Source organism: Burkholderia sp. IMCC1007 (assembly GCF_027257875.1).
Taxonomy (GTDB): Bacteria; Pseudomonadota; Gammaproteobacteria; order Burkholderiales; family Burkholderiaceae; genus Burkholderia.
This window is the reverse complement of the sequence record NZ_JAPVQY010000030.1, coordinates 39884-54650: the sequence shown is the minus strand read 5'-3', so window position 1 is coordinate 54650 and position 14767 is coordinate 39884. Positions and strand designations below refer to the sequence as shown.

Genomic DNA, 14767 nt, shown 5'->3' with positions numbered 1-14767 from the left:
CGCATGCGCTCAGGCTGCAATGCCTTCGGAGATCGATCCGTAATCGGTATAGCCCCGCGCGTCACCCCCATAGAACGTCGTTCGATCGTAGCGATTGAGCGGGGCGCCGGTACGCAGCCGCTGCGGCAGATCCGGGTTCGAGATGAACAGCCGGCCGAACGCGACGAGATCCGCGTGACCATCCACGACGATCCGCTCCGCGGTTTCGCCGGTGAAGCCGCCGGCGGCAATGATCGTGCCACGATAGATTCGCCGGATGTCCTTCGCGGACACATCCGCGTCGGTGGTCGCCTGCTCCATCGTGCCGCGAATACGCGGTTCGATCACGTGGACGTACGCGAGATCGTAACCGTTCAGGCGTTCCGCGACATGACCGAAGGTCGCATGCGGATCGCTATCGGACATGGTGCCGTAGGTCCCGCTCGGCGAAAGGCGAACCGCGACGCGCCCGGGCCCCCAAACCGAAACGACCGCGTCAAGCGTATCGAACAGGAACCGTGCGCGGTTCTCGATCGAGCCGCCATATTCGTCAGTGCGGTGGTTCGTGCCGTCGAGGAGAAACTGCTCGAAAAGGTAGCCGTTCGCGCCATGAAGTTCCACGCCATCGAAGCCGGCCCGCTTGGCAAGTTCGGCGCCGCGACGGAACTGCTCGACGATAGCGGGTATTTCGCAGGTTTCGAGCGGGCGCGGCACGATCAGTTCCGCCTCGGCGATCTGACCGTTCTCGTCGCGAATCGCGGCATGCTCCAGTGAACGCAATGCCGACGGCGCAACCGGAGTGATTCCGCCGGTGTTGGCGGGATGCGCTTGACGCCCCGCGTGCCACAACTGCAGGAAGATGCGCGCGCCCCTGGCATGAACGGAGTCGACTACTCGCCTCCAGCCGTCGACTTGTTCGTCGGTGTAGATCCCGGGCGCATCGACGTACGCGATACCGAGCTGCGACACCGCCGTCGCGTCCGAAATGAGCAGGCCACCGTCCGTCGCGCGCTGGGTGTAGTACTCGACCATGAGATCGCCCGGAACGTTGCCCGGCTCGGTCCGCATTCTCGTGAGTGGAGCAAGAACCACGCGGTGTTGCAAATCGAAATGACCGACTCTCGTACGACTGAAAAGCTTGCTCATGACATCATCCTGACAAGGTATGGGGTGTGGCCATATTGGCTTTGCCGTTGCTTGCTCGGTAGAGGCCATGAGGCAATAGCAATCATTCCGGGGCGGAATAGCGGCCTCGACGCGAGGATGCGCCGAGGCATGTCAGGCGGGCCTGGTGCCTGCACGGAGCTGACACGGCACTTCCCGCGTCGCGGCGGCAACGAGCTGGAGACACCGGCGTGGGCGAGCCGATCCAGGTGGTCGGCCCGGTGATCGACTCGATCCGTCGCGTCGTCCGCTTTACGCCGTGACCGTGCGTGACGTCGCACGCAATGCACGCGCATCGAGGCTGAACGCGCCTGCGCCGAAGTAGGCGATCTGCAGCAACCCGCCGGCCATCATCACGTTCTTCAGGAAGTGAATCATCTGATTCTGGTCCGCGAAGTTGTGATGGAAGAACACCGCGGTGACCAAGCAGAAGACCGCCATTGCCAGCGCGACGATGCGCGCGCGATAGCCCGACATCAACAACAGGCCGCCGCCCGCCTCGACGAGCACGGCGGCGATGAACGCGAGAGACGGTGCGGGCAGGCCCGCGGCCGCGATGTATGCGACGGTTCCATCGTGCGCACCGAGCTTGCTCAAGCCGCTCATGAGAAACGGCGCACCGATCAGCATGCGGCCCAGCAACGGAAGAAACTTGTAACGATCCACGATCAACTCCTGAAATGACATGAACAGGTGGACTGAGAAGGAATGGCACTCAGCCGGCGTCCACCAGCACCAGCTCAGAATCTTCGAGAGCGGCTATGTCTGCAGCCGCCAGATGCGCGATCACGACGCCGTCGAGCGGCCCCACGCGTTCGCCGTTCACTGCCACGCTTCCGGACGCAACCACGAGATACGCACGGCGAGCCGCGCTCAATTGCTGCCGGATCTGCTCGCCCGCCTTCAGCGTCGCGCCGAGCACACGCGCATCTGCACGGATCGCCAGCGCACCCTCGTCGTCGGGAAAGCCGCTCGCCAGTACGACGAAGCGGCCGGACCGATCGTGCTTCGGAAAACGCTTTGTTCCCCATCCGGGCATCCCGCCGCGTACGCGCGGCAGCAGCCAGATCTGATAAAGCTTGAGCGGGATGTCGCCCATATTGAATTCGGCATGGCGAATGCCCGTGCCGGCACTCATCACCTGCACGTCGCCCGCGTCGATCGTTCCATCGGAGCCCAGCGTGTCCCGATGGCCGAGCACGCCCTGACGCACATACGTGATGATTTCCATGTCGCGATGGCCGTGCATCGGAAAACCCGCGCCGACGGCAATCTCGTCGTCGTTCCAGACGATCAGCGGACCCAACGCGCGATGCTCGGGATTGCCGTCCGCACCGACCGCGAAATGGTGCTTCGCGCGCAGCCAGCCGCTGGCTCGTGCGTCCAGTGATGTCCAGCGTCGATGGGTGAGCATGTTTCCGTCCTTTTCCAGTCGCTCGCCGCGCGAGCCGTTTCCCGGTCAGCCACATCGACCTCCGTGCAGCGCCGAGCCATGTGAGAATGCTATTTTCGCAACGATCGTCTGCATATCTCCTGCTTCGCAACGTATCATTGCTCCTGACAGAACGATCTCACTCAGTGGAGCCGTGTCCATGAATCGAATCACCGACCTCAACGATCTCCGGCTATTCGCGGAAGTGGTCGAACATGGAAGCTTTACGGCTGCTGCCCGCAGCCTGGGCGCGCAGACGTCGAAGCTCAGTCGGCGAATCCGCGCGCTGGAAGACGAGTTGGGTGTGCGACTGCTGAATCGCACGAGCCGCAGTCTGTCGCTAACGGAAACCGGCCGACAGTTCCACCAACATTGCGTTGCGCTCGTCGCGGAATCGCACGCTGCGAAAGACATCGTCGATCGCACACGCGCCGAGCCGCAGGGCACCGTGCGCCTCAGTTGTCCGGTCGCGCTACTCAGTTCCGGCGTGTCCGAAATCCTTGCGCGGTACATCGAAAGCAATCCGCAGGTGCAGGTGCGGGTCGACGCGACCAACCGCCGTGTGGACGTGGTCGAGGAAGGTCTGGACTTCGCGCTGCGGGTCAGGCTGCCGCCGCTGGAAAACACCGATCTGGCCGTCCGTCAGTTGGGCCTGTCGGTACACATCCTGGTCGCCAGCCCGGCGCTGGTCGCACGCCATCGGCCCCCGACGTCGCTCGAATCGCTGAAGGACTGGCCGACGCTCTCGATGGGCAGCGGCGCAGAGAAGTACGTTTGGAATCTCGTCTCGGCCGACGGCCGGGAAATGTCCTTTGCACATCGGCCGCGCTTGGTGACCGACGATCTAGCCAGCTTACGGATAGCCGCAATGCGCGGCGTCGGTGTCGTCCTGCTGCCGCGGGAATTGGTGACGGCCGACATCCAGGCCGGCCGGTTGTTGCATCTGCTGCCCGAACTCTCCACGACGCCGGGGCTCGTGCATGCGATCTTTCCGACACGGCGAGGGATGGTCCCCGCCGTTCGTCATCTGCTCGACGCGCTCGTCGAAGGGTTCGAAGCACTGAATCGTTCCCGATAGCGCTGCTTCCCGCACCGGCTCGGCCTGCGCGCGAAGTGCGCGTATCAGCGGCCGTAAAAGGCTACCGGTTCGGGCTCCACACCGCGCTTCATCGCCTCGACGCGCGCCGTCCGTCCGCGCCGCGCGTCCTCGGTGTTGTGCAGCGGCATCCCGAGATCGAGCACCACCTGGTCGGCGCCCGGCACACCGCCCGCCGCCCAGGCCTTCAGCAGCGCGCGAATCGCCGCATACGAGCGCGTCGGCCCGTTCGCGAGCCGGTTCGCCAGATCGAGCGCCTCTTGCTCCACGTCGCCTTCCGGCACCACGAATGCGGCGATGCCGAGATCACCGGCCGTCGCCCCCGTCATGATCTCGCTCAACATCACGTAGCGCGCCGCACGCGCCGGCCCTGCCCGTTCCGCGATCCGTTGAACGGCACCGCACACGGGGATCGTGCCGACGGACGGCTCGATGCAGCGGAACGACGCGTTCTCCGCCGCCACGACCAGATCGCATGCGAGCGCCAGCTCGAATGCACCGCCCCACGCGCGGCCGCGCACGGCACATACGGTCGGAATCTGCAGCGCCTCGATCTTGCGATAGCTGTGATGCATGTCGCTGATGAAGGTCCGCCACGCGTTGAACTCCTTGTCGATGAAGTCGAGGATATCGCCGCCCTGGCTGAAGTTCGGACCTTCCGCGCGCACGAGCAGCACGCGGATATCCGATTCGCTGGCTGCGTGAATCGCGTCGCTCAGGTGTTCGGAAAACGCCGCGGCAATCAGGTTGAGCGGCGGGTTGGCAAGCACGATGTGGCCAACGGAGCCGTGGCGCTCGAAACGGACGGATGTCATGTGTTGTCTCCTTGATGGGGGATGGTGCGGGGTTCAGTTCGTGCCGCGTGCGTGCGACTCGAGTTCGCGGATCATGCTTTCGCGCATCGCGAACTTCTGCGCCTTGCCGGTCACCGTCATCGGCATGTCGTCGACGAAGCGGATATAACGCGGGATCTTGAAGTGCGCGATCTGATCGCGGCAGAACGCGCGGATCTCGTCCTCGGACGCATCCTGGCCCGGCTTGAGCACGATCCACGCGCAGATCTCCTCGCCATACTTCTGGTCCGGTACACCGAACACCTGCACGCTCTGCACCTTCGGATGGCGAAAGAGGAATTCCTCGATCTCGCGCGGGTAGACGTTCTCCCCACCGCGAATGAGCATGTCCTTCACGCGCCCGACGATGTTGCAGTAGCCGTCCGCGTCGATCGTCGCGAGGTCGCCGGTGTGCATCCAGCCATCGCGGATCGATTCCCGCGTGCGCCCTTCGTCGTCCCAGTAGCCGAGCATGACCGAGTAGCCGCGCGTGCACAGCTCGCCCGTCTGACCGACGGGCACGAGGTTCCCGTCCATGTCGACGACCTTGCACTCCAGATGCGGCTGAATGCGACCGACCGTCGACACGCGCTTGTCGAGCGGATCGTCCGTCGCACTCTGAAACGAGACCGGGCTGGTTTCGGTCATGCCGTAGGCGATGGTGACCTCCGTCATGTGCATGTTCGCGACGACCCGCTTCATCACCTCGATCGGGCACGGCGCGCCGGCCATGATGCCGGTGCGCAGGCTGGAGAAATCGTGCCGGGCGAAATCCGGATGATCGAGCTGCGCGATGAACATTGTCGGGACGCCGTGCAGCGCCGTGCAGCGCTCGTCGCTTACGGCCGCCATGGTGGCGAGAGGATCGAACGCTTCTCCCGGAAAGACCATGCACGCGCCGCTCGCCGTACACGCCAGCACCGACATCACCATGCCGAAGCAGTGATACAGCGGCACCGGCACGCACAGTCGGTCGGCTTCCCGCAGGTTCATGGCCGCGGAGACGAAGCGGGCATTGTTGACGATGTTCCGGTGTGTCAACGTCGCGCCCTTGGGCGCACCGGTCGTGCCGCTCGTGAACTGGATGTTGATCGGATCGTTGGCGTCGAGCGTCGCGGCAATCCGATCGAGCTCGTCCTTCGACACGTCGGCGCCGCGCGCGAGCACCTGCCGATACGTCAGCATGCCCGCGGTGGGCACATCCTCCATCCGGATCACCCATCGCAGCGCGGGCAGCCGGGCCGCATGCAGTTCGCCGGGCTCGCAGTGCCGCAGTTCGGGGGCAAGGGTCTGCAGCATGTCCAGGTAGCGCGACGTCTTGAACGACTCGGGCGCAACGATGGCCTTGCAGCCGACCTTGTTCAGTGCATATTCCAGCTCCGCGAGCCGATACGCCGGATTGACGTTGACCAGAATCAGGCCGAGCCGGGCGGATGCAAACTGGGTGACCGTCCATTCGAAACGGTTGGGCGACCAGATGCCGATACGTTCGCCCCGGCGCAGGCCCATTGCATGCAAGCCGGCCGCCATCGCATCGACCTCGTCGGCAAATGCCTGCCAGTTCCAGCGCACACCCTGCTCGCGGAACACGACCGCGGGGCGTTGTGCGTGGCGCTTCACCGTATCGGCGAGCAGCGCGGGAACCGTGAGTTCACTCAACGCGGAATCGGTGATGCCCCGGACGTAGGACAGCCCACCGACCGGCAGCGTCGGGTCGGCACCCGGCCCGGGTGTTCCAGTCTCCATCTTCATGCGTGTCTCCAGAGTTTCGGTGGCGCAAGGATCGCCGTGCGTGGCGCTCGGCCGCCTTTCCCGTAAACCATCATTTCATCTTCCCCGGAAGACGTCAATGCGAACTTGGCCTGATCTTCCATGAACATGAAATACGCAAAACATCCCATCTTTCTTGGGAAAAACTGGACATCTCGAACTCCATTCCGATGGAATGGCGTAGAACCCTGCGCGGATTCACCACACGCTTCCGGCATTTGTCATCCAAGGAAGCAGTTTGCCGAGCCCCCGCGTCGGTCGTGCGAACTGGCAATGATCATCACCGGCGCACGCGCCGCAACGCGCGCGCCGTTCCTTCAGAACATATGACGGATGCCGAGCATCACGCCGGTCTGATCCACGCCGGCGGCCGGCCACGACGACGTGCCCGCGGTGCCGCCATCGATCGTCAGCACGGAATTGCGCTGGTTGAAGATGCGCCCCGCGGTCACATACACCGAGCTGCGCTTCGACAGCAGGTACATCGCGCGCGCCGCGATGACCGACGCGCCGGCATCGTGCCCGCTCACGGTGAGGTGGCCGAACTGCGCGTCGAGGACGACGCTCGGCACCGGCAGATAGGTCGCGCCGAGCCACCAGTAGTTGCTGTTCGCATCGACGACGCCCGGTGCGAGCTCTCCGTGATTGATACGGTGCAGGAAGCCACCGCCGATCGTTGCGGTGCCGAACTTCACATAGCCGTCGATGACGGCCCGCGTGTCGGTCTGCGAGCTGCTCGGCAGCGGCGAGCCGGTGCCGCCTCCGCCATTGTTGCGGTCGATCGCGGTCGCGATGCCCCAGTTGTCCGACTCGTACTTCAGCATTGCGGCGATCGTCTTGCACGCGCGGTAATCGGAGGGCGACTGGCCCGCGCATCCGCCGGCGGCCGCGGGCGCGACCGCGTCCCGCCCGAGCGAATAGCTGACGCCGAAGGTGAAGCCGGACGCCGTAATGCTGTAGACGATCGTGTTGTCGAGACGCGCCTGTGCCAGATACGTGTCGAGCAGCCCCGCCGCGTAGATGTTCGGCCCCATCGTGTCGCCCGGTATCGCCCAGTAGATCTGCGAATACTGGCGACCGAACGACAGCGTGCCCCAGCGCCCGGACAACCCGACGTATGCCTGCCGGCCGAACAGGCGGCCGCTCTGGTTCAGCGTCCCTTGCCCCGGCGAGAAACCCGACTCCAGCACGAAGACGGCGCTCAGGCCGCCGCCGAGATCCTCCTTGCCGCGTATGCCCCATCGCGACGGCAGCGAACCGGTGAGTTGCGGCACCTTGACCACGCTCTGCTTCTGGGGACCGACGTTCGTGATGTATTCGACGCCGGTATCGATGATCCCGTACAGCGCCACGCTCGACTGCGCATATGACGCTCCCGATGCCAACATCGCTAGCGTCGAAAGTCCGAGACACATCGCCTTGCCGCGCACCAACCCTTCTCCAAACCCATTTTTCCACCGCCTCATTTTCAACCTCCATGTAATTCTCTTCTTCCATGGAAGATAGTAATCTCGCATCTTCCATGTCAACCGATCGACGGATCGTGGGTTACCCCTACGCTGACCCGACACGCCCCGCACACGGGGCTATCGAAGGAAACTAACGGGCGTCATAGTTTTCCCTACCTCGACTTCCGGTTCGCCACAATTTATCTTCCGTGGAAGACAACAATAATTCGTCTGATCGAGTTCATTGAGCGAGGCATGAGAATGAAGGCATCGGAAGATCATCGTACGGCGGCCCGAAACGGGCCTGTGCCGCCGCCGGCGGAAGCCGCCGGCTTCGTCTGGAGCGACGACTACGCGCTCGGTCATGGCGCGATGGACGACACGCACCACGAATTCGTCGCATGCGTGAACGCATTGCTCATGACGCCGGACGACGATCTCGGACGCGCGCTCGATGCTTTTGCCGCGCACGCGCGCAGCCATTTCGCGGACGAGGATGCCGCGATGCGCGAGACGGCCTACGCGTCCGCGGGCTGCCATATCGACGAGCACGCGGCCGTGCTGCAGTCGACCGACGAGGTGCGCGCCGCACTGGCCGACGGGCGGCCGGAAGTCGTCCGTTCATTTGCCCGCGCATTGGCCGGGTGGTTTCCCGAGCATGTGCGCGTGATGGACCAGGGGCTCGCGCGCTGGCTCGTTCAGCAACAACTGGGCGCGGCGCCGGTCGTCATCCGGCGCCGCCTTGCCGTCGCGGCCTGACGCACGCGCGCCCTCCATTTCATACGAGCGGTCATCATGGAACTGAACATCTCCCCGTCGAACGCATCGCTGCAAGTCTGCGTCACCGCGAAGACGTGGCTGGCCGACGGCATCGTCGGCTTCGACCTCGCGCCGATATCCGGCGACCGGTTGCCAGACTTCGAAGCGGGTGCGCATATCGACGTGCAGCTGCCTTCCGGCATCGTGCGGCAGTACTCGCTGTACGACTTGCCCGACCTGCCATCGCGCTACCGTATCGGTGTACTGCGCGACCCCGACTCGCGCGGCGGATCCGCGAGCCTGCACGACGACGTGCGCGCCGGCGATACGCTGTCGATCAGCGCGCCGCGCAACCACTTCGCGCTGCATCGCGGCCCCGAGCGCTCGCTGCTGTTCGCGGGCGGCATCGGCATCACGCCGCTCCTCGCGATGGCGCAGCAGCTGGTACGCGAGGGCCGGCCGTTCGCGCTGCACTACTGCGGGCGCTCGCTGTCACGGATGGCATTCGTCGACCGCGTGGAGCGCATGTCGTCCATCGACGCGCCCCGCACGCGCGTGCAGGTTCACGTCGACGACGGCCCGTCCGACCAGCACCTCGATGCCCGCGCCGCGATCGGTCCGGCGTCGGCCGACAAGCATCTGTACGTCTGCGGGCCGACGGGCTTCATGGATCACATCCTGCAGACCGCGCGCACGCTCGGGTGGGACGAAGCGCATCTGCACCGCGAATACTTCGCGGGGCCGCCTGTCGAGTCATCCGACGAAGACAGCCCGTTCGAAATCGAAATTCAGAGCAGCGGCGAAGTGATCAGGGTGGAGGCCGGCCAGACTGCCGCACATGCGCTGCTGGACGCGGGTTTCAATCTGCCGCTGTCGTGCGAACAAGGCGTGTGCGGCACCTGCATGACCGGTGTGCTCGCAGGCGTGCCCGACCATCGCGATCTGTATCTCACCGACGAAGAGAAGGCGCGCAACGACAGCTTCATGCCGTGCTGCTCGCGTGCGAAGACCGCGCGGCTGGTGCTCGAACTCTGATGCCACCGCGCCGAACACTGAAACGAGGAACTCAACATGCTGACCAAGCAGGATAACGAACTGATGTGCCGAACCGGCCCGGGCACCGCGATGGGCGATGCGATGCGCCGCTTCTGGCTGCCGGTGATCCAGTCTGCCGATCTTCCGCAGCCGGACGGCGACCCGCGAGCGATCGAGTTGCTCGGGCAACGCTTCGTGGTCTGGCGCGACCGTGACGGCCGGCCCGGCCTCTACGACGAAGCCTGCCTGCACCGCGGCGCGTCGATGCAGCTCGCCCGCGCGGACGGCGACGGCTTGCGCTGCATCTATCATGGCTGGAAATTCGCGGTGGACGGAACGGTGCTCGACACGCCGAACGTTCCCGATCCGAAGTTCAAGGCGCGCATCCGCGGCCGAACGTATCCGGTACGCGAAGCGGGCGGCCTGATGTGGGCTTACCTCGGCCCCGAAGGCAACGCGCCGCCGTTCCCGCACCGCGCGTTCATGGATCTGCCGGATGCCCATCGGATCAACGCCTGCGCGATCGTCAACTGCAACTTCGTGCAGGTGATCGAAGGGCTGGTCGACTCGTCGCATCTCACGGTGCTGCACAGCTCCGCGCTGGCCCGGACCAACGATTCGGACCTGGACTACGCGGGGAAGATCACGCACATGCAGTTCGATGCCGCTCCGACGATCGAGGCGGACGAGACGGATTTCGGCTTTCACTATGTCGCGATCCGCCAGGCCGGAGACAATCGCATCGCCCGCGTCACGTCCTTCATCGCACCGAGCTTCATCGCGAACGCGAACGGCGACGTGTGGCTCGCCGCCGTGCCGATCAACGACGAGCGCTGCTACTTCTTCCACGTGTGGTGGGATGCGGAGAAGCCGGTCGGCGAAGAACCGCTGCGCAGCGCGCAGCTCCAGTTCGTCGGCCTCGACGAGCCGACGCTGCGCAAATACGGAATGACGCTCGACACCTGCGACTCACCGGCTGCGATGTCGTTCGTCAACGGCTACCGTCAGGATCGCCGCGCGCAGCGCGACGGCCACTTCACCGGCTTCGACAGCATCACGCAGGAAGACGCCGCGTGCAGCATCTCGAGCGGCGCGATCCGCGACCGGTCGCGGGAAATGCTGTCGACGGCGGATCTCGCGATCAGCCGCCTTCATCGCACGCTGCTCGCGTGTGCGCGTGCGGCGCGCGACCAGCAGGACATTCCGGCGCTGCGCGCGGAATCGGGCCGCGCGATCGGCGTGTCCGGCGAGATCGGCCCCGGCGACGACTGGCGGCGGCTGGTTCCGCATCACCGGATCGTTTCATCCTCGAGCGCACGCACGCACCGCAATACATAACCCCATTCGAAACAGGAGTTCGATATGTTGAGCCACGACGATAACGAGATGCTGTGCCGCGTCGGCCCGGGCACGCCCGGCGGCGCATTGATGCGGCGTTACTGGCACCCGGTCTGCACGTCCGCGCAACTGCCGGCGCCCGATTGCGCACCGCTGCGCGTACGCCTGCTCGGCGAACAGTACGTCGCGTTCCGCGACTCGAACGGCCAGGTCGGCCTGCTCGAGGAGCTCTGCATGCACCGCGGCGCATCGCTCGCGCTCGGCCGCGTCGAGGAAGGCGGCATCCGCTGCCTGTATCACGGCTGGAAATTCAGCGTGTCCGGCGCGGTGCTGGAAACACCGAACCATGCGGACCCGAAGTATGCGGCTCGGATGACGGCACCCGCGTTCCCGGTGCGCGAGGCGGGCGGCATCGTGTGGGCCTACGTCGGCCCGAAGGAACTGGAGCCCGCGTTCTCGCGCTACGCGTTCATGGACGCGGCGCCCGATCACCGCGTCGTGCTGCGCATCAATGTCGCGTGCAACTACCTGCAGCTGGTCGAAGGCGGCGAGGACAGCTCGCACGTCGGCGTGCTGCACACCAACATGGCGCGGCCGGGCTGGAAGGACGACTCGTTTACACGCAATCCGGACGTCGTGAATCCGGCCGCACTCGCATCGAATGACCTCGAGCCGTCGCTGAAGATCGAGGACACGGCGTTCGGCTTTCACTATGTCGCACTGCGCAAGACCGACGAGCCGGGCGTGCGCAACGCGCGTGTCGTGCCGTTCATCGTGCCGTACGGTCGCATCATTCCCGCGCCGGCGTTCCTCTTCACCGTGCTCGAAGTGCCCGAAGACGACATGCACACGAGCACCTACATCGTCGTACACGGCGAATCGCCGGTCACCGAGGAGAAGATCATCGAGCTGCTGGGCCTCGACGACCCGAAGTATTACGATCGCAAGAACTGCACGTTCAACGCGAGCTGGGCCGATTCGTTCGGCCAGAGCCGCGAGCGGATGAAGGAAAACTGGACCGGGCTGCGCGGCGTCGAAGTCGAGGACGCGACGATCGGGCTGTCCCAGGGCCCGCTCTACGACCGCTCGCGCGAGCATCTGGTGCCCGCCGACCAGGCCGTCGTGCGGGTGCGCCGCGCACTGCTGGCAGCCGTCAAGCGTGTGATGAACGACGAGCAGCCGCCCGCGCTCGGGCTCGATCTGCGCGGCGTCAGCGCGTGCGACCGGACACTCGCCGACGATGCGGCGTGGCAGGACCTGCTGCCCGCGCATCGCGACACCATCGAAGCCGCCGAAGCGTAAGGAGAACCTTGATGACGAACGACTCCACCCGCAGCCACACGCCGGACTACCTGTCCCTGCTGCGCCTCGACGGACGCGGTTTCGTCCTGCTCGGCGCCGGCCAGGGCATCGGCGAGCAGACGGCCTACGCACTCGCCCAGGCCGGTGCACGCGTGCTCTGCGTCGACCGCGACGAAACCCTTGCCCGCCGCATCGCCGAGGCCGTCGACGGCATCCCGTGCGTGGCCGACGCCACGTCGCGCAACGACATGCAGCGCGTGTTCGACACGGCGCGCGAGCAATTCGGCCGCATCCACGGCGTGGTCGACATCATCGGCGTCGCCGGCATCAAGCCGCTGGCCGCCGTCGACGATGCATCGTGGGACCAGCAGTTCGACATCGTCGTGCGTCATGCGTATCTCGCGCTGCAGATCGGCGGGGAGATGATGAAGGCGGACGGCGGCGGCACGTTCGCGTTCGTCGGCTCGCTCGCCGGCGATCGCGCGGTACCCAGCGAGGTCGCGTATGCGGCTTCGAAGGCGGCGCTGCATCACCTCGTGCGCTGCGCGGGCGTCGAGTACGCGCCGTACAACGTGCGCATCAACGCGGTGTCGCCGGGGTTCGTGCGCACGCCGCGACTGAACCAGCGGCTGGATGCGGCGACCTGGGCGCGCGTCGGCGACGCAATCCCGATCGGCCGCGCGGCCACCCCGGCGGAAATCGCCGGACACCTGCTGTTCCTCGCGTCCGACCTGAGTGCGCACATGGCCGGCGAGATCGTCACGGTCGATGGCGGGCTCAGCGTGAAGGCCGCCATTCCCGCGATCACGTTTGCCCCGTCGGCAACGCCCACGCCATGAGCACGATGAAAGAGCCCACCCCGTACGAGCGGCTCCATCCGTCGCTGCGCGCGCTCGCCGAGTCGGCCGCCCGGCGGCCGAGCCTCGCACAGATGAGCGCGGACGAAGCACGCGCCGGCATCGCCGCACGCACCGCCACGCGGGCGCCCGGCCCGCGCATCGACAAGGTCTTCGACGTCGCGGTTCCGGGCCCGGGCGGCGGCATTCCGGTGCGGATCTACCATCCCGACGGCGCCGCCGGCGTGGCGCTGGCCTTTCATGGCGGCGGATGGCGGATGGGCGATCTCGACAGCTTCGACGCCGTGTGCCGGCACCTCGCCAACGACGCCGGTCTGGCCGTGATCAGCGTCGACTACCGGCTCGCGCCCGAGCATCCGTTCCCGGCCGCGCTCGAGGACGTATGGACGGCCACCTGCTGGGCCGCGGAGCACGGGCACGAGCACGGGCTGCCGACCGAGCGCCTGACGGTATTCGGCGAGTCGGCCGGCGGCAATCTCGCCGCCGCCGTGTGTCTGCTCGCGCGGGAAAATGCCCGGCCGCGCGTTCTCGCGCAGGCGCTCGTGTATCCGGCCACGGACGCCGAGCAACACCACGCGTCGCAGTCGCCTTACGCGGAAGGCTTCCTGCAGCGCAGCGCGGATGTCGCGCATGCGTTTCGCGAGTACGCGCTCGATCACGGCGTGTCGCCATCGGTGTGGACGCTGTCGCCATTCCATGCGAACAGCCACGCGGACCTGCCGCCGGCCCTCGTCATCACCGCCGAGTGCGACGTGTTGTGCGACGACGGCGAAGCCTATGCGCGCAAGCTCGCGGAGGCGGGCGTACCGACGGCCTGCGTGCGCTATGCGGGCATGCTGCACACGTTCTACGGCATGCGCGGCGAGGTCGATGCCGCCGCATTGGCCCAGCGGCAGGTCGCCGACATGCTGCGTACCGCCGTGCTGGCCGCGTAGCGATACAGAAGAACGTGCGACCGGGTAACTTCCGTACAATGGCGGCAGCGACGCCGGTCGCACCTGCCCCGATCGATCGGGGCGGATGCCCTTCCAAGGAAGCCATAAAGATGAGCACCGCAGACGCGAAGCAGCCCGCCCGCAGCCGACCCGGCACGAAAACACCGTCGGCACCGGCTGAATCGAGGCCGAAGGCGAGTCTGCCGCGCAACAGCCTGATCGAACTCATCACGCTGCAGTGGCAGCACGAGCACAGCGATCTCGATCTGTCGAATTTCCTGATGGCGATCTACTTGATGCGGATCGGCACGCTCGTCGAACAGTCGTTCGACAAGATGTGCCAACGCATGTGGGGCATCAGCGGGTCGGACATGCGGGTGCTGCTCGCGTTGCGCCGCAGCGGGCACCCGTACGCGAAACGGCCGACCGATCTGTACCGCGCGCTGCTCGTGACGTCGGGGGCCATCACCAAGAAGATCGACCGGCTCGCGAGCCTCGGGATGGTGGAGCGTCAACCGGACCCGGGCCATGCGGGCGGATTCATCGTGCGCCTGACCCGGAAAGGGCTCGACGTCGTCGACAAGGCCGTCGTGAAACTGGCGAACGAATCGTCGATCGCCCCCGCGATGGCGCATTTTTCGGAAGCCGAGCGCTCGGCCGGCAACGAATTCTGCCTGCGCATGCTGGCATTGATGGAAGAGCTGGTGGCGCCGGAGGCCGCTGATGCCGACGGCGCGCCGCCGCCGGCAAAAGCCAGGCGAGCGCCGCGCAGCCGCAAGTAGTTCGCCGGCCCGGCCGGCACGGCGGTTTTTCCAATAC

General features: G+C 65.9%; 14 protein-coding genes. 8 read left to right on the top strand and 6 right to left on the bottom strand.

The features are described 5' to 3' along the window. Window positions 1-9 precede the first annotated feature (9 nt). From O1Q03_RS23610 to O1Q03_RS23600, 3 genes are all read right to left on the bottom strand, one after another. A complete protein-coding gene (locus tag O1Q03_RS23610) occupies window positions 10-1125 on the bottom strand; it encodes an alkene reductase (RefSeq protein WP_269506437.1) in 1116 nt (371 codons plus the stop codon). Between the two features lie 270 nt (window positions 1126-1395). Next, window positions 1396-1809, bottom strand: a complete 414-nt coding sequence (locus tag O1Q03_RS23605) for a DoxX family protein (RefSeq protein ID WP_269506436.1) — start codon at window positions 1807-1809, stop codon at window positions 1396-1398. Window positions 1810-1858: 49 nt separating this feature from the next. Continuing rightward, window positions 1859-2557 carry a pirin family protein gene (locus tag O1Q03_RS23600; RefSeq protein ID WP_269506435.1) on the bottom strand — a complete coding sequence of 233 codons (699 nt, stop codon included), beginning with the start codon at window positions 2555-2557 and terminating at the stop codon, window positions 1859-1861. 178 nt (window positions 2558-2735) lie between these two features. Here O1Q03_RS23600 and O1Q03_RS23595 point away from each other — a divergent pair, with 178 nt between their 5' ends. Then, a complete protein-coding gene (locus O1Q03_RS23595; protein WP_269506434.1) occupies window positions 2736-3653 on the top strand; it encodes a LysR substrate-binding domain-containing protein in 918 nt (305 codons plus the stop codon). Window positions 3654-3697: 44 nt separating this feature from the next. On the opposite strand, the gene O1Q03_RS23590 is transcribed toward O1Q03_RS23595, so the two are convergent. The 3 genes from O1Q03_RS23590 to O1Q03_RS23580 all read right to left on the bottom strand — a co-directional run bounded on the left by O1Q03_RS23590 (window position 3698) and on the right by O1Q03_RS23580 (window position 7662). Further along, window positions 3698-4486, bottom strand: coding sequence for an enoyl-CoA hydratase/isomerase family protein (locus O1Q03_RS23590; RefSeq protein ID WP_269506433.1), 789 nt, complete (start codon window positions 4484-4486; stop codon window positions 3698-3700). A 33-nt stretch (window positions 4487-4519) separates the two neighbouring features. After that, complete coding sequence (locus O1Q03_RS23585; RefSeq protein ID WP_269506432.1) at window positions 4520-6256, bottom strand: AMP-binding protein; 1737 nt, start codon at window positions 6254-6256, stop codon at window positions 4520-4522. A gap of 335 nt (window positions 6257-6591) precedes the next feature. Then, entirely contained in the window at window positions 6592-7662 is a 1071-nt protein-coding gene (locus O1Q03_RS23580) for a porin (protein WP_269506431.1), read from the bottom strand. A gap of 315 nt (window positions 7663-7977) precedes the next feature. On the opposite strand from O1Q03_RS23580, the gene O1Q03_RS23575 reads away from it, so the two are divergent. From O1Q03_RS23575 to O1Q03_RS23545, 7 genes are all read left to right on the top strand, one after another. Then, window positions 7978-8481 carry a bacteriohemerythrin gene (locus O1Q03_RS23575; RefSeq protein WP_269506430.1) on the top strand — a complete coding sequence of 168 codons (504 nt, stop codon included), beginning with the start codon at window positions 7978-7980 and terminating at the stop codon, window positions 8479-8481. A gap of 36 nt (window positions 8482-8517) precedes the next feature. Then, window positions 8518-9516 carry a PDR/VanB family oxidoreductase gene (locus tag O1Q03_RS23570; RefSeq protein ID WP_269506429.1) on the top strand — a complete coding sequence of 333 codons (999 nt, stop codon included), beginning with the start codon at window positions 8518-8520 and terminating at the stop codon, window positions 9514-9516. Between the two features lie 36 nt (window positions 9517-9552). Next, on the top strand, window positions 9553-10854 hold the full coding sequence (locus O1Q03_RS23565) for a Rieske 2Fe-2S domain-containing protein (RefSeq protein ID WP_269506428.1): 1302 nt from the start codon (window positions 9553-9555) through the stop codon (window positions 10852-10854). Window positions 10855-10878: 24 nt separating this feature from the next. Further along, window positions 10879-12156 carry a Rieske 2Fe-2S domain-containing protein gene (locus O1Q03_RS23560; protein ID WP_269506427.1) on the top strand — a complete coding sequence of 426 codons (1278 nt, stop codon included), beginning with the start codon at window positions 10879-10881 and terminating at the stop codon, window positions 12154-12156. Window positions 12157-12167: 11 nt separating this feature from the next. Beyond that, the gene (locus O1Q03_RS23555; protein WP_269506426.1) at window positions 12168-12995 is read left to right on the top strand and encodes an SDR family NAD(P)-dependent oxidoreductase; all 828 of its coding nucleotides are present in this window, start codon (window positions 12168-12170) and stop codon (window positions 12993-12995) included. A 5-nt stretch (window positions 12996-13000) separates the two neighbouring features. After that, window positions 13001-13948: an alpha/beta hydrolase gene (locus O1Q03_RS23550; RefSeq protein ID WP_269506425.1), complete on the top strand. Its 948-nt coding sequence runs from the start codon at window positions 13001-13003 to the stop codon at window positions 13946-13948. A gap of 110 nt (window positions 13949-14058) precedes the next feature. After that, window positions 14059-14730 carry a MarR family winged helix-turn-helix transcriptional regulator gene (locus O1Q03_RS23545; RefSeq protein WP_269506424.1) on the top strand — a complete coding sequence of 224 codons (672 nt, stop codon included), beginning with the start codon at window positions 14059-14061 and terminating at the stop codon, window positions 14728-14730. Window positions 14731-14767: the final 37 nt, after the last annotated feature.

What these genes read in the sequence shown, in the direction of transcription:
- O1Q03_RS23610 (WP_269506437.1), bottom strand. Translation starts at nt 1,125, where the DNA reads ATGAGCAAGCTTTTCAGTCGTACGAGAGTCGGTCATTTCGATTTGCAA.
- O1Q03_RS23600 (WP_269506435.1), bottom strand. Translation starts at nt 2,557, where the DNA reads ATGCTCACCCATCGACGCTGGACATCACTGGACGCACGAGCCAGCGGC.
- O1Q03_RS23595 (WP_269506434.1), top strand. Translation starts at nt 2,736, where the DNA reads ATGAATCGAATCACCGACCTCAACGATCTCCGGCTATTCGCGGAAGTG.
- O1Q03_RS23590 (WP_269506433.1), bottom strand. Translation starts at nt 4,486, where the DNA reads ATGACATCCGTCCGTTTCGAGCGCCACGGCTCCGTTGGCCACATCGTG.
- O1Q03_RS23585 (WP_269506432.1), bottom strand. Translation starts at nt 6,256, where the DNA reads ATGAAGATGGAGACTGGAACACCCGGGCCGGGTGCCGACCCGACGCTG.
- O1Q03_RS23580 (WP_269506431.1), bottom strand. Translation starts at nt 7,662, where the DNA reads ATGTTGGCATCGGGAGCGTCATATGCGCAGTCGAGCGTGGCGCTGTAC.
- O1Q03_RS23575 (WP_269506430.1), top strand. Translation starts at nt 7,978, where the DNA reads ATGAGAATGAAGGCATCGGAAGATCATCGTACGGCGGCCCGAAACGGG.
- O1Q03_RS23570 (WP_269506429.1), top strand. Translation starts at nt 8,518, where the DNA reads ATGGAACTGAACATCTCCCCGTCGAACGCATCGCTGCAAGTCTGCGTC.
- O1Q03_RS23565 (WP_269506428.1), top strand. Translation starts at nt 9,553, where the DNA reads ATGCTGACCAAGCAGGATAACGAACTGATGTGCCGAACCGGCCCGGGC.
- O1Q03_RS23560 (WP_269506427.1), top strand. Translation starts at nt 10,879, where the DNA reads ATGTTGAGCCACGACGATAACGAGATGCTGTGCCGCGTCGGCCCGGGC.
- O1Q03_RS23555 (WP_269506426.1), top strand. Translation starts at nt 12,168, where the DNA reads ATGACGAACGACTCCACCCGCAGCCACACGCCGGACTACCTGTCCCTG.
- O1Q03_RS23550 (WP_269506425.1), top strand. Translation starts at nt 13,001, where the DNA reads ATGAAAGAGCCCACCCCGTACGAGCGGCTCCATCCGTCGCTGCGCGCG.
- O1Q03_RS23545 (WP_269506424.1), top strand. Translation starts at nt 14,059, where the DNA reads ATGAGCACCGCAGACGCGAAGCAGCCCGCCCGCAGCCGACCCGGCACG.